At 52.4% G+C, this 13,398-nt stretch carries 15 protein-coding genes and 1 tRNA gene; 11 read left to right on the forward strand and 5 right to left on the reverse strand.

From position 1 onward, the window contains the following. Both QI197_03530 and QI197_03535 read left to right on the forward strand, forming a co-directional pair. Positions 1-565, forward strand: a 565-nt coding sequence (locus tag QI197_03530; GenBank protein MDK2372432.1) for a hypothetical protein, incomplete at its 5' end; no start/stop codon positions are given. Then, complete coding sequence (locus QI197_03535) at positions 546-1,205, forward strand: ERCC4 domain-containing protein (GenBank protein ID MDK2372433.1); 660 nt, start codon at positions 546-548, stop codon at positions 1,203-1,205. The genes QI197_03530 and QI197_03535, both read left to right, overlap by 20 nt. On the opposite strand, the gene asnS is transcribed toward QI197_03535, so the two are convergent. After that, on the reverse strand, positions 1,196-2,494 hold the full coding sequence (gene asnS, locus QI197_03540; protein MDK2372434.1) for an asparagine--tRNA ligase: 1,299 nt from the start codon (positions 2,492-2,494) through the stop codon (positions 1,196-1,198). The two genes, QI197_03535 and asnS, sit on opposite strands and share 10 nt — an antisense overlap. Positions 2,495-2,565: 71 nt before the next feature. Here asnS and QI197_03545 point away from each other — a divergent pair, with 71 nt between their 5' ends. From QI197_03545 to QI197_03555, 3 genes are all read left to right on the forward strand, one after another. Beyond that, positions 2,566-3,891 carry a UbiD family decarboxylase gene (locus QI197_03545; GenBank protein MDK2372435.1) on the forward strand — a complete coding sequence of 442 codons (1,326 nt, stop codon included), beginning with the start codon at positions 2,566-2,568 and terminating at the stop codon, positions 3,889-3,891. A gap of 62 nt (positions 3,892-3,953) precedes the next feature. Then, positions 3,954-5,060, forward strand: a complete 1,107-nt coding sequence (locus tag QI197_03550) for a 50S ribosome-binding GTPase (protein ID MDK2372436.1) — start codon at positions 3,954-3,956, stop codon at positions 5,058-5,060. A gap of 54 nt (positions 5,061-5,114) precedes the next feature. After that, positions 5,115-5,663 (forward strand): hypothetical protein, encoded by a 549-nt coding sequence (locus QI197_03555; protein ID MDK2372437.1) that lies wholly within the window; start codon positions 5,115-5,117, stop codon positions 5,661-5,663. Here the strand turns inward: QI197_03555 and speB are convergent. Next, positions 5,589-6,503 (reverse strand): agmatinase, encoded by a 915-nt coding sequence (gene speB, locus QI197_03560; protein MDK2372438.1) that lies wholly within the window; start codon positions 6,501-6,503, stop codon positions 5,589-5,591. The two genes, QI197_03555 and speB, sit on opposite strands and share 75 nt — an antisense overlap. 98 nt (positions 6,504-6,601) lie before the next feature. Between speB and QI197_03565 the strand changes: the two genes are divergently transcribed. The 4 genes from QI197_03565 (at position 6,602) to QI197_03580 (ending at position 9,342) form a co-directional block, all read left to right on the forward strand. After that, entirely contained in the window at positions 6,602-6,856 is a 255-nt protein-coding gene (locus tag QI197_03565) for a hypothetical protein (GenBank protein MDK2372439.1), read from the forward strand. 101 nt (positions 6,857-6,957) lie between these two features. Further along, a complete protein-coding gene (locus tag QI197_03570) occupies positions 6,958-7,227 on the forward strand; it encodes a 4Fe-4S binding protein (GenBank protein ID MDK2372440.1) in 270 nt (89 codons plus the stop codon). A 1-nt stretch (position 7,228) separates the two neighbouring features. Beyond that, positions 7,229-8,458: a transketolase C-terminal domain-containing protein gene (locus tag QI197_03575; GenBank protein ID MDK2372441.1), complete on the forward strand. Its 1,230-nt coding sequence runs from the start codon at positions 7,229-7,231 to the stop codon at positions 8,456-8,458. After that, positions 8,455-9,342 carry a 3-methyl-2-oxobutanoate dehydrogenase subunit beta gene (locus tag QI197_03580; protein MDK2372442.1) on the forward strand — a complete coding sequence of 296 codons (888 nt, stop codon included), beginning with the start codon at positions 8,455-8,457 and terminating at the stop codon, positions 9,340-9,342. Before QI197_03575 ends, QI197_03580 begins: the two co-directional genes overlap by 4 nt. On the opposite strand, the gene QI197_03585 is transcribed toward QI197_03580, so the two are convergent. Further along, on the reverse strand, positions 9,287-10,921 hold the full coding sequence (locus tag QI197_03585; protein ID MDK2372443.1) for a hypothetical protein: 1,635 nt from the start codon (positions 10,919-10,921) through the stop codon (positions 9,287-9,289). The two genes, QI197_03580 and QI197_03585, sit on opposite strands and share 56 nt — an antisense overlap. Positions 10,922-10,995: 74 nt before the next feature. Here QI197_03585 and QI197_03590 point away from each other — a divergent pair, with 74 nt between their 5' ends. After that, positions 10,996-12,309: an amidohydrolase gene (locus QI197_03590; GenBank protein ID MDK2372444.1), complete on the forward strand. Its 1,314-nt coding sequence runs from the start codon at positions 10,996-10,998 to the stop codon at positions 12,307-12,309. Here QI197_03590 and QI197_03595 read toward each other — a convergent pair. Next, entirely contained in the window at positions 12,286-12,849 is a 564-nt protein-coding gene (locus QI197_03595) for a class IV adenylate cyclase (protein MDK2372445.1), read from the reverse strand. The genes QI197_03590 and QI197_03595 overlap by 24 nt on opposite strands. 47 nt (positions 12,850-12,896) lie before the next feature. Continuing rightward, positions 12,897-12,986, reverse strand: a tRNA-Leu gene (locus QI197_03600). A gap of 62 nt (positions 12,987-13,048) precedes the next feature. Here QI197_03600 and QI197_03605 point away from each other — a divergent pair. After that, a complete protein-coding gene (locus tag QI197_03605) occupies positions 13,049-13,393 on the forward strand; it encodes a V-type ATP synthase subunit F (protein ID MDK2372446.1) in 345 nt (114 codons plus the stop codon). Positions 13,394-13,398: the final 5 nt, after the last annotated feature.

The following is a 13,398-nucleotide window of genomic DNA, read 5'->3' on the forward strand; positions in this document are numbered from 1 at the left end:
TCCTCCCAAACTGGAAAAGGCAGCTAAGAGGATAAAGTATAGGAGGATGTGGATAGGCGAATCATCTGATGGCCTAAGGGAGTTCAGGGGGACAATCATCTCGTTCTCCGATACTGCGAGGGTGACTTGGCACTGTCCTAACTGCGGTGCGCGTGTAGAGTTTGAGTATGGTAGATTTCACTGTCCCAATTGCGGTGAGTTGGAGAGGGCCACCCCTCTGCTCTATATCACATTCACAATAGATGATGGGACGGGAATAGCAAGGGTCGTGGCCTTCAGGGACAGAGCCGAGAGGATACTGGGAATGAGCACTGAGGATGTGATAAAGGCAGCTGATGAGTTGGGGGAGCCCTCTCATTCCGTACCAACCGATAAAATAGCGAGAGAGATGATAGGTCGGGAAGTGATAGTTAGGGGAAGGGCCACGTACTTGGAGAGCGGTGCCGTTAGGATGGTACTGGATGAGATGGAGTATGCTGACTCAGCTGAGGAGAGCAGGGAACTAATTAGGGAGATAAGGAGCGTATGGCTCAGCGGTGAGGACATTGAGGATAGTCATGGATGATAGAGAGCCAGAACTAATAGAGAAACTGCTTAGAAAGCGAGGAGTAGTCGTTGAGAGGAGGAGAATAGAGGTATCGGATTATCTGATTGGTACCAACGTCTGCGTGGAAAGAAAATCACTGAACGATTTCATCAAGTCCATCTACGACGGCAGGCTATTCGATCAGGTCGAGCAAATGAGAACTAACTGTGAGATCATCGTAATAGTCATAGAGGAGCCCTATTTCCATATCAGACGAAATGCCGTCCCTCATTACTTGGGGGCTCTCTCCTCCTTAGCCCTTAGAGGCGTCTCAGTCATCCACGTCACATCCCCCGAGGACACGGCTAGGTTTCTGGCCTATTTATCTAGGAAGGTTGAGGGGGACAGACCCTCTATAATACCCATCAAAAGGAGGAGGAAGCCGAAGTCTTGGGAGGAGGCCTACTCGATCCTCGTGAGCTTTCCCTCTATAGGTCCTAAATCAGCCGAGAAGTTGTTAAACGAGTTTGGAACGCTAAGAGACGTTTTTAGTGCTGATTTCCATAGGTTGAGAAGGGTGGTGGGCGAGGCCAAGGCTAGGAAGCTCCAAGAGGTCCTGAACACGCCTTTTAAGCGGGTGAAAGAGGCGAAGTTGGAGGATGTGGGGGATCAGGGATAGAGCCTTGTCGGAGTCCTCGGGAAGGGTATTGCATCCCTTATGTGCGGTAGGCCGGCTATCCACCTTATTGTCCTCTCTATTCCTAGGCCGAAGCCTGAGTGAGGTACGCTGCCGTACTTCCTGAGGTCTATGTACCACTTGTAGTCTGAAGGATTCAACCCCTCCTCTCTAATCCTCTTGAGGAGCTCTTCCTCTGATTCTATCCTCTGACCTCCTCCCACTATTTCACCTATTCCCTCTGGTGCCAATAGGTCAGCGCATAGGACCACTTCAGGCCTATCAGGATCTGGTTTGTGGTAGAAGGCCTTAGCCTGCTTCGGATAGTGGGTCACAAATACAGGTAGATCGAATTCTAGCGATATGGCTCTCTCCACCTCGGTCCCGAAATCCTCCCCCCATTCTATGGATGCGCCCTTTCTTTGGGCGATGTCCAATGCCTCATCGTACGTAATCCTCGGGAAGTTTCCTTCTAGAGACTCGAATCTCCTACCTAGGGCTTCTAGCACATGGCCAGCTCTCTCCACCACCTTCTGGGAGACATATTTGAGCAGTGATTCAACCACATCCATCATGTCATTGAGATCGGCCCAGGCCATCTCCGCCTCGGCGTGCCAAAACTCGGTCAGATGCCTCCTAGTTCTGGACTTCTCCGCTCTGAAGCTGGGTTGCACCGTATACACATTCTCGAACGAGAATATGGCGGCCTCTAGGTAGAATTGGGAGCTCTGGGTTAGATATGCCTTCCTGTTGAAGTAAGGGACCTCAAACAGTGTGGCCCCTCCCTCAACCGCAGCTCCCACGAAGGTCGGGCCCTCGACCCTGACGAAGCCATTGGTTATGAACCACTCCTCAACGGCCCTCATGACCTCCCTTCTGATCAGAAGGGCGTTCCTCATTTTAGTAGTCCTGAGATGGAGGTGCCTGTTATCCAGCAGGAACTCCTCACCAGAGTCAGGTTTTATCGGGAAGTCGTGGGAGGAGCCGACTATCTTGATGCTGGAGGCGAGAAGTTCGACTCCTGTAGGGGACCTCGGATCCCTCTTCACCCTGCCCTCTACAACCAAGGATGCCTCAATGCCCGCACTCCTGCAGCGCTCTAGATCGTCTTGCCCAACTTCTCCCTCTTTCACCACCACTTGGACAACACCCGTGGAGTCTCGAAGTCGTATAAACACCACGCCTCCCAACTCGCTCTTCCTGTACACCCAACCCGCTATCCTAACGCGTTCTCCCTCAGGAAGGTCCTGCAGCTCTCCTATGAAGTGAGTCCTTTCACCGAATTTCCACATGGGGAAGGACACCTCGGTGGGAATCCGTAGTAGGGAATAAAAAGATGTTAAGGTCAGTGGGGGGGAGGCTTATGGATCTCAGGCTTGCCTTAAAAAGACTGAAGGAAAGAGATCTTCTGCACGTAATCGACAAGGAAACTTCCGTAGAGTATGAGATTGCGGCTCACCTGAAGAAATGGGATGGCAGGAAGGCGGTCCTCTTCAAAAATCCCCTGTTAATTGATGGAAGGAGGAGCGCTTTCCGGGTAGTGGGTGGTGTGGCGACGTCAAGGGAGACCCTCCTTACTTCCTTCAGTATCTCTGATATGAGGGAGATGAGAAGTAGGATAAGGAGGGCCCTCAAGAATCCCATCCTACCAGTGGAAGGGGGTCCTGAATGGGTTAGGGCAGGTATAACCCTATCAGAGCTTCCCATACTGAAGCACTACATAGGTGAACCCGGTCCTTACATGACGGCGTCTATCGTCGTATTCAAGGACGAAGATGGTCTCTTCTCATCATCTTACCACAGGATGATGCCTATCGGAGATAAAAAGCTCGTTTTAAGGGCTGTTGAGGGCAGAAAGCTCAGCAGAACCATAGAGAGATTTTCGGAGAAGGGTGAGGACTTACCGGCGGCGATCTCCATTGGAAGCCCTCTTGAGGTAATGCTGGCCTCGGCGGTGCCAGCGGAGAGCATGGACAAGATAGCATTGGCTGGGGGGATAGCTGGAGAGCCCGTAAGCATTTCCCAATGCGAAGGAGTTGAAGCGTGGGCCCCCTCCAGATCGGAGATAGTCATCTGTGGAAAGATTCTAGCCAAGGAGAGGGCCTTCGAAGGGCCCTTTTACGAGATATTGGGAAAGGACATCGTCAGGCAGCAGCCGGTCTTTGAAGTGGAGGAAATCTATGCGAGGCCTGATGGATTTTACCAAGCGATACTCCCTGCTGGGAGTGAGCATCAGCTCCTGATGGGTCTTCCTGTGGAACCGCTCATCGAGGACAGGGTCTCCGAGGTGGCGGATGTGGTGGATGTAGCCATGACCCCCGGTGGGGCTGGATGGATCGAGGCTGTGATTTCCATAAGGAAGAGCTCTCCTGATCAGCCTGCCTTAGCGGGATTGATGGCCATTTCGGCTCATAAAAGCCTGAAGAGGGTCATCATAGTCGACGATGACGTGGATGTGTTGGACTATGTGGAGGTTATGAGGGCCGTGTTGCAGAGGGCGCACATACCCGACGACTTCAAGGTGATCTCAGGGATTAAGGGGTCCTCCTTGGATCACAGTAACCTGAGGGAGATCGAATTAGATGGTAAAAAGAGACTCATCAAGCTCCCTCAAGGCAAGATGATAATAGACGCCACTGTTAAGGGTCCGAAGGAGCTTACAGAGAGGCCTCGTAACCCATACCTTTAGCCTCGAGAGCGAACAGTTTATTTACTCGATACCTAGATGCACAGGGAGGGAGGAAAGAGTAGGTGGCCGGATACAGGGCCATAACGGGAATGGTCAAGACTAACGTCCACGACCATCACATGTACAAGATAAGGATGGGTGAGCTGGAGTCCCTACTCAGGGCTCTCGGTTACAGGATAGTGGAGAGAATAATTCAGGTGAGGCCGAAGGAGACCGTGGACTATGTATTCGGGAAGGGCAAGGTTGAGGAGATCCGTGAAAGGATCAAGAGGATAGATCCCGACGTATTCGTGATCTATAACACCCTAACCAGCAAGCAGAAGTGGAACCTAGAGAGGAAACTGGGCGTTGAGGTCATAGACAGGTATGATGTCACCCTGATGATATTCAGAGAGGCCGCCAGTGACATACTATCGAAGCTCCAGATAGAGCTAGCCACCCTAGAGAAGGCATTCCCCTACGTAAAGCTGTCGGCTTCGATAAAGTACAAGAAGATGAGGGCAGGTTTCAGGGGAGGCGGTGAGTACGCCTACCACAAGCAGATCAGGGCCATACAGAAGAGGATGAAGATCTTGAGGAGGAAGATAGACAAGCTCAGCAGGCAGAAGGAGCTCGAAATAATGAAGAGGATCGAAGGAGGGGCGAGAATCGCGGTATTGACCGGCTACTACAACGCGGGGAAGACGAGTTTATTCAATGCTTTGACGGGGTTCGAGAAGCCTGTCAGCGATATGCCCTTCACCACCCTATCGTCCAAGTACGGGGGAATAGAGGGAGAGAATACATATTTAGTGGATACTATCGGGTTCGTTCTGGATCTGGACCCGCGACTGATAGCTTCCTTCCAGTTGAACCTTTTGGACATAACTCATTCCCACAGGCAGGTGCTGGTGGTGGACGTATCCGACAAGCTGGACCTCATGAGGGTCAAGCTAGCTGAGAGTCTGAAGATCTTATCTGAACTAGGTAAAGGAAGGGAGACTTTTGTGATAGCCGCTAACAAGGTGGACAGGCTAGAGGACTACGAGTACGATGCGAGAGAGGAAGTCATCAGGGAAATGATAGGTGATGGAGTCCCCATAATTCCAGTATCGGCTAAGAGTGGGGAAGGACTCCGAGAACTCGTTAGAGCGATAGTCCGGGCCCCGGAGTTAGAGGTAGCGGAGTGATTTCATTTTAGAAATATTTTTATTTTTGAAAGCATAGCCGCGTCGGTGGCTACCTTGGCGGTCCATGATGCGAGTAAGAGAATAGCCGCTGTATCGATGTTCGGAGCTTTGGGGAACGTGCTTGCCCTATTTTCGACGGTTTTAGGTAATTTACATCCTCAGATAGCGGTGGACTTATCGCATATCGCTACCGTATTTTCTGCCTATATGCTAGGCCCAGCTGAAGCTACCCTAGTGGGGGCAATAATCTCCCTAGTGCCCTTCATCAGATTCGGACTGCTAGGCGGGCTGGGACCTTTAGCTGGATCCCTGATGTTCCCGGGGAAGGCCTTGACTGGTCTGTTCACTGGACTACTAGCCAAGAAAACTAGTCACCCACTCCTAGCCCTAATGGTGGGGTATATCCCAGAGTCCCTCTTCACGTGGGCCAGCTTCAAGCTGTGGATCCCGGTGATAGCCCCCCAAGTATCGGGATGGATCACCGACGCGGTGATCTATGGGATTCTGATAAAGGCGTGGATAGAGATCCTACTCATCGGCGCCGCATCTGAGGTCCTGCTTCCCAGAGTAAAGGACATGATACCCTATGGACTTGTAGACTAGCCTAGCCACGGTGTAAGCATCGGACCTCATGCCCGGGCACGGGGAGAATTCTACGAAGTCCATCGCCACGACTTTCGCCCTCCTGAAGACCTTCCTGAGGACCATTACTACGTCTCTATAGCTCATCCCCCCGGGCTCGGGTGTTCCCAAGCACGGAAGTGCAGATGGGTCGAGCACATCCACATCCACGCTCAGATACACATTTTTCCCCTCTATTCCTCTGAGGAGTGCATCCATAGCTTCACCATCACGAGCGAGTAGAGGGATTAGGGTGACATTGTCTAAGGAGTCTAGCTCCTCCCTCTCCTCCCATCCTAAGGTCCTTACCCCGTAAATGATTACCTCCTCCACGAGCTCACTGATCCTCTTAGAGACTGTCGCGTGAGATATTCTTCGCCCCTCGTACTCGTCGTAAAAGTCTGCGTGAGCATCGAGTGTCATATAAACCTCAATCCTATCCTTCACCCCCTGTACGGCTCCTAAGCTCAGGGTGTGCTCCCCTCCCAGTAAAATAGGGACTTTCCCATCATCGATCACCTTGCCTACCGCTAATCTAACCGTGCTCACCATGGATTCCGGGGTAGATTCCAGCACTGAGAGCTCTGGAATGGTATGCAGACCAGCTTCAGCCGGTATGCATCCTAGCTCCATGTCGTAAGGGTCCATATAGCGAGATGCCTCGATTATGGCTAGGGGTCCCGCTCTGGAACCGGGCATCCAAGATGAGGTTGCATCATAAGGGACGCCCACTATAACATAACTAGAATCCTTGTAGCTCTCCTGAATTCCTAGGAAGCTATACGGGACAATACTACCCTCTAGACCGCTCAGGGAAACCACCTGTCCGACAGGATAACTCTCGCAGTTATATTTTTAAATGGACAGTAGCACGAGGGAGTAGACTGGCCCCATAACGGGCAGTGCGAGAGGTGAGCAATATGGTAACGAGAAGGGTTGGAGTTCCCATGACGGACCGGATACTTGAATTCCTTGAGGAGAAGAGGCCTGGACTCAAGGCCAATGTCTGGAAGATCTTTTACCCCATGAGAGACGAGCAGCCCATTGAGGTGAGCGTGAAGCCCGGTGCTCTTGCTGGGGAGACCCTCGAGCTCGAGTTCGAGGGCAAGAGGCTCATAGTAAAGGAGGAGGCCGTCGAGAGGAGGCCTGCTAGAGCCGGTGCAGGGGCTTACTGAGCCCCTACAAATTCCTTATTTTAGGAGGGGCTTTTTCCGGCCGTTCTATGCTTAACAATGTTTATAGGGGTTTTCTTGTAAGAGTCCTTGGTGCCTGTTAGATGGGCCTAGGTATCCCAATCATTATCCCAGTGTCCAAGCCGTCCAAAGGAGCGGCTGGTAAAACTGGTCTCTGGAGGGTCGAGAAGCCCGTAGTTGACGAAGATAAGTGCATAAAGTGCTGGCTGTGCTGGCTTTACTGCCCTGAGGATGTGATAACCGAGGGACCCAACGGGTTCCCACAAATAGACTATACTTTCTGTAAAGGATGCGGTGTCTGCGCTGACGTGTGCCCCACGAAGGCCATACAAATGATCAAGGAGGAGGAGTGATATGGCGGTCGAGGGAACTTGGGAGATAATAACTGGTAACCAGGCCGCAGCCATAGCAGCTAAACTGGCTCGTGTTAAGGTCGTTCCAGCGTACCCCATTACCCCTCAGACCACCATAGTTGAGTACATAGCTTCATTTATAGAATCCGGCCACATGGATGCTGAGTACATAAGGGTTGAGAGCGAGCATAGTGCCATGGCCGCAGCCATAGGAGCGTCGGCGGCTGGGGTGAGGGCCTTCACGGCTACCGCCAGTCAAGGGTTACTGCTGATGTCGGAGGTCCTCCACTGGGCAGCTGGCTCCAGGCTGCCGATAGGTATGGCCGTCGTCAACAGGGCGGTGGGTCCCCCTTGGAACATTCATGTCGATCACCAAGACGCCATGTCCCAGAGGGATACCGGCTGGCTCCAAGTCTACATATCATCCAATCAGGAAGTGTTGGACACCATACTCATGATGTACAAGGTGGCTGAACATCCTGATGTTCTCCTGCCGTTCATGGTGTGTTTGGATGGGTTCGTGCTCAGTCACACCTACATGCCTGTCAATATCCCGAGGCAGGAGGATGTCGATGAGTTTCTCCCAGAGTACAGCCCACCTCACTGGAAGTTGGATCCTGAGAATCCTATAACATTCGGCAATCTGGCGCTTCCTGAAGAGTATCAGGAGATGAGGTGGTCCATGGATCTCTCAATGAGGAGAGCCCTCGATCTCATCGAGGATGTCGCTGAAGAGTTCTTCCAGAAGTTCGGCAGGTACCACGGAGGGGTCACTTGGAAGTACAAGGTGGAGGACGCCGACTACGTCGTAGTGACGGCTGGCACTATGGCCTCTGAGGCTGAAGTGGCGGTGGACGAGCTCAGGGAGGAGGGAATGAGAGTCGGCCTCCTGAAGGTAAGGGCGTTCAGGCCGTTCCCTCACAGAGACGTGGCTGAGGTTCTGCAGGACAGGAAGGGAGTGATCATCATAGACAGGAGCATCGCCTTCAGCTCTGGCGGTCCCATTGGGATAGAGGTAAGATCTTCGCTCTACAACATATCTGGCAGCCCTCCGGTAGTCAACTACGTTACGGGTTTAGGAGGCAGGGATGTAACTTACGAGGACATAGTTGAGATGACCAAGGATGGGATCGGGAGGATAACCTCCGATCGGCTGAGGAGACCCTACTACTGGTACAAGCTCAAGCCGGAGTATGAGAAGATAGAACTCTCGGAGGAGGTGAGGTTATGACCTTGACCATACACGATCTGAGGAAGGAATCTGGTTCCTATCTTCCGGGATCGGCAGCCTGTCCCGGCTGTGGGGCGACTTTAGCTTTCAGAATAGCTTCTAGGGTGCTGGGACCTAACACCGTGTACGTGGTTCCTGCCTCGTGCTTCAGTGTCATTCAGTCGCCGTTCCCCAAGAGCGCCATCTCAGCACCTCTCTACAATATAGCATTCCCAGCAGCTGCCGCCACGGCATCTGGAGTGTACAGGGCTTATAAGATGCTTGGGAGGGATGTGAACGTTGTCGTCTGGGCGGGAGACGGGGGGACTGTCGACATAGGTATACAGGCCCTATCAGGGGCTGCTGAGAGGGGAGAGGACATAATCTACGTATGTTACGATAACGAAGCATACATGAATACGGGCATTCAGAGGTCAGGAGCCACCCCCTTTAGGGCTTGGACCAAGACCACTCCGACCGGCAAGAGGGAGATGCCCAAGGACATGCCCATGATAGTGGCGGCGCATAGGGTTCCTTACGTAGCCACCGCCAGTGTCGGATATCCCTTCGATCTAGCGAACAAGTTCGAGAAGGCCAAGAAGATAAAGGGATTCAGGTACATCCACATATTCTCTACCTGTCCGCCTGGCTGGAATTCCCCAGTAAGTAAAACCGCTGAAGTGGCCAAGCTCGCGGTAGATACCTACTTCTGGCCTCTATACGAGATAGAGAATGGGAAATTGAGGATAACGGTGAAACCGAGGAAGAGGCCCCTTAAGGAATTCTTGGAGCTTCAGGACAGATTCAGGGGGTTAAGTGATGAGGAAATTGAGGAGTTGGAGAAAATAGTCATGGAGAAGTGGAATTTTCTGCTCCACCTTGAGAAGTCGGAGAGGGTGTTCTGAGACCCTCCCCGCCCCCCTCCTTTTCGTTCGTGATTGACCCCTGTTCATAAGGAATGTTCCTGCCTCTTAGAAGGAATGTAATGCCTGAGATTATCACCGCGGCTGTCAAGGCCTCGGTGACAAGTCCAAGCGCCACCATCGCCATTGCCTGTATGGCCGTCTCTTTGGTCCTGCTCTCGCTCAGTACCTCAAGCGCCTCCTTTGAAAACGGGTTGAACCACGAGGTGGCCTCCGCATACTCCCTAGCTGTTTTCATTAGGGCTAAGGTCCTCTCATCTATCGATTCTACGTCTATGCCGAATGACTTGAGGAAGTCGGAGATGTCCTGACCGGCTGCCTCGCTGAGGTACCTGACGAAATCCCCTAGCTCCTTGACGATGACCCTGTCTCTCCTGATGAGCTGGAAGAACCTCTTGTAGAGGTCGGGTCCTCCGTACTTGTCCGCCAGCCTCCTTATCAGGACCTCACTAGCCGCGTAGTATAGACCGGGGTTGCCTGGGAGGCCCCCTCCCTTCCATCCTAAGATGAAACTTAGGTCTCCACCGGTTTGCATCATCACAGCTCTTTCGGCTTCCTTATCGTAGGGAACATGGAATCTAAGCGCCTTCTCCACTATCACGGAGCTTAGATATTGGGCCAGACCTTCGTGGGCCCATCTCAGGTCCACACTGAGTCCTGCTGCCTGCATGTACTGATGGAGGAGTTCGTGCACGAAGGTGTTCGGCAGCTCGTAATCGGGCATTCTGACCAGCATCATGTTCAGATTTATCTCTCCCTGAGTTATCACATCAGATGTGAACCTAGGCCCCGTGTATCCCAAGGTTGTTATCTCCTCCATGGCCCCTGGAACGAACAGATTGACTTTTACAGGTATCTCCTCTCTAACAGATGTGTACTCCTCTATTAAGGGTAGAGTGGCCTCGTAGTACTTGGTTATGTTGTCGACGACATCCTCGTATCTGGGGGGGTAGCTTATGGTGAGCTTGCCGACCTCCCTTTTACTGAACTCCTGACCGTCCTTCACCTTGAACGATATGAGGACCCTCATCGTATTGTTCTTGCTCCCGTCTACGTCATACTTCACCACATTGTACTCCCCCTCTCTCCGAAGCTCGTATCCCTTCGGCTCGATCCCTTGGGGGATGAAGCCCTTTGGAAGCTTCACCAGTATGGTTGCATCATCCTCCCGAGAGAAGGCTATCTGTGTGGAGAAGAACGCTCCGTTGGGTTCCACGATGAGAGCGCCAAACCTATAACTCCACGAGATCTCCACATTAGTTTCTGGTGTGTATGAGAACGTGAGGTTCGAGTAGAAGTAGTAGGACGTGTCCCTTATTAGCTCCTTATCCTTGATGGACCCTGAGAGGACCGTGAAGTTGTAGTCCCTGAATTTCGGCACAAGGACCCAGGTACTTCCCTCCCCCGTCGAGTTGAACCGAGTCACTATGTCTATCCAACCGCTCTCCTTGACCGTGTATATGTAAGTGTAATGTCCACTCCCCTCCTCCTGCTGAGCCGAGGGGATCATCTCAGGAAACATTAGAACAATCGTCAATAGGACAAGAGCCTTCCACTTCATTTAAGATACCAAGCTGGAATCCAGTAACGTCTATTTAATTTATCCGGCTGCTGATGAGGGGGATTCCCTTGGAAGTGCTCATCAAGGGGCTGGAGTATGTGGTTACTCAGGACGATAAGAGGAGGGTCCTGAGGGGGGCAAGCATCCTGATAAAGGACGGGGAGATTGAGGATGTGGGTGATGTGAAGGGACCTGTTGATGAGGTGATCGATGGGAGCAGCATGGTGGCGATTCCCGGGTTGATTAATACGCACTCCCACATACCGATGACCCTTCTAAGAGGAGTGGCTGACGACATGGACCTCTTCCCGTGGTTGCAGGAGAAGATCTGGCCCATGGAATCTCACCTGAGACCAGATCACATAAGGGCCGGAACCGCTCTGGGAGTGCTAGAAGCGGTGCGAACCGGTACCACGACGATCTTCGATATGTACTTCTTCGAGGACGTCGTAGCTGAGGTTCTCAGTGATCTAGGGATGAGAGGTGCGCTGAGCGAGGCGATAATAGACTTTGGAACTCCGGAATGCAAGAATGTAGACGAGTGCATGGTTTTAGCAGATCGGTTCGTTCAGAAGTGGCGAGATCACCCATTGATCGAGCCGGGCTATGGACCTCACGCTCCCTACACGGTCTCTCCGGAGAGGATGAGGGAAATTTCGGAGAAGGCGGAGGATAATGGGTCCACCATCCAGATTCACCTAGCGGAGACCGAGAAGGAGGTGTCTGATATTAAAGAGAAGTACGGGAAGGGGGCGATAGAGCTGGCCCATGAATACGGTATATTGGGTGATAGAACGGTCGCTGCGCACGTAGTTTGGCCTAGCAAGATGGAGATCGCTCTCCTTAGGGAGACATCCACCTTAGTATCTCACAATCCCGTGAGCAATCTTAAGTTGGCCTCGGGGATCTCCCCAGTACCCGACCTAGTCGAGAAAGGGGTTAGGGTTTCTCTTGGAACCGACGGACCAGCCAGCAACAACACATTAGATATGTTCGAGACCATGAAGGTGGCCGCCCTCATTCACAAGGTCTCGAAGAGGGATCCTAAGGCGATACCGGCTCAGACGGCGCTGGACATGGCCACTAGAATACCCGGAGATTTCCTTCGATGGAAGATCGGGAGGATCTGTAAAGGATACAGGGGGGATATTGTTCTTCTGAACGTCAAAGTACCTTGGTGGGTGCCCCTCCACTCCGTGGTGTCCCATCTGGTCTACTCTGCTAGATCTACAGATGTGAGGCACGTCCTGATAGATGGTAAGGTTATCTTGAAGGACGGCAAATTCACCAGGAGGGACGAGGAGGATATCTTTGCTGAGGCAGAGAGGGCTTCTCTGGACTTGCTTGAGAAATCAGGCGTGAAATCACTGCTTAAGGGCGTGGATTAGATCAGCGTAGCTGGGTATGATTGCTCTGCACTCTATACCGAGTATTCGAACTAGATCCATTGCATCGTCTCCCTCCACCTCCACGAACTCTCCTAAATCTCTCACGTAGTCCAGCGTGACCTCTACATCGAATCCATCCAATAGAACGGGCGTCCTTCTCTTCCATACCACGATCTTCACCTCATAACCTCTACTGGAGAGCAGGTTCATCAGCTCGTTGAGTTCGGGTGGGCAATTTACGTTTATTCCTACTTTGGAGAGGGCTTCCCCGCATTTCTCATCCCCCAATTCCCCTTCAATCTCCTCCCTGACCTTCTCTATACCTCCACCCTTCCTCCTCCCCTTGTAGGTGACTCTGACTAGATTACTAATGATCCTCACCCTCAATACCCTTCCTGAGGTGAGGAGGTCACAGGAGCGAGTGTCCATATAGAAGTCCTCCTGCTCTATCGCTTCCAGTATCTTGAAGGAGATTTTCTTCCCCCTCAAGAGACTCAGAAATTCGCTATGGGGGATCTTCAGCTTGACCTCCCTTTCCACTCCCAAGCAGATGCTCACCTCATGAGGGGTGAAAGGCGGCGGGGCCCTGGTGCGGGGGGTGGGATTCGAACCCACGCGGGCCTGACGCCCAGCGGATCTTAAGTCCGCCGCCTTGGTCCGAGCTCGGCCACCCCCGCTAGGGTAAGCGGGCTATATGGCTTTTTATAATTTTCCAAGCTTTCGGGTATAGGGTGCTTCAGTGAGCGAACGGACGAGGATTGCCAGCTCCCCTATAGCTGTAACGGACGACGAAGTGCTCGCGCTGGGATTCGAGATGATCGGAGTGCCCGCGAAGGTAATCAGGGGTCGCAGGAATCTGATAAAATTTTTCAGGGACAATGAGAGCGAGTTACCTCACGTGGTATTCATCAACGAGAGGGTAGCTGAGGAGATCAGAGATTATAGGGAGGATCTACTCAGAAGGGGTAAGGTGAGCCCTGTGTTCGCGGTAGTGCCCGATATGGAAGGTGCGAGGGGGGTGAGGTTGAAGGAGCTGGCATCCTTGCTGGCTAGAGCTTTAGGTAGCGAGGAGCTGAAGTTCTGATTATG

This window comes from Thermoproteota archaeon (assembly GCA_030130125.1).
Classification (GTDB): domain Archaea; phylum Korarchaeota; class Korarchaeia; order Korarchaeales; family Korarchaeaceae; genus Korarchaeum.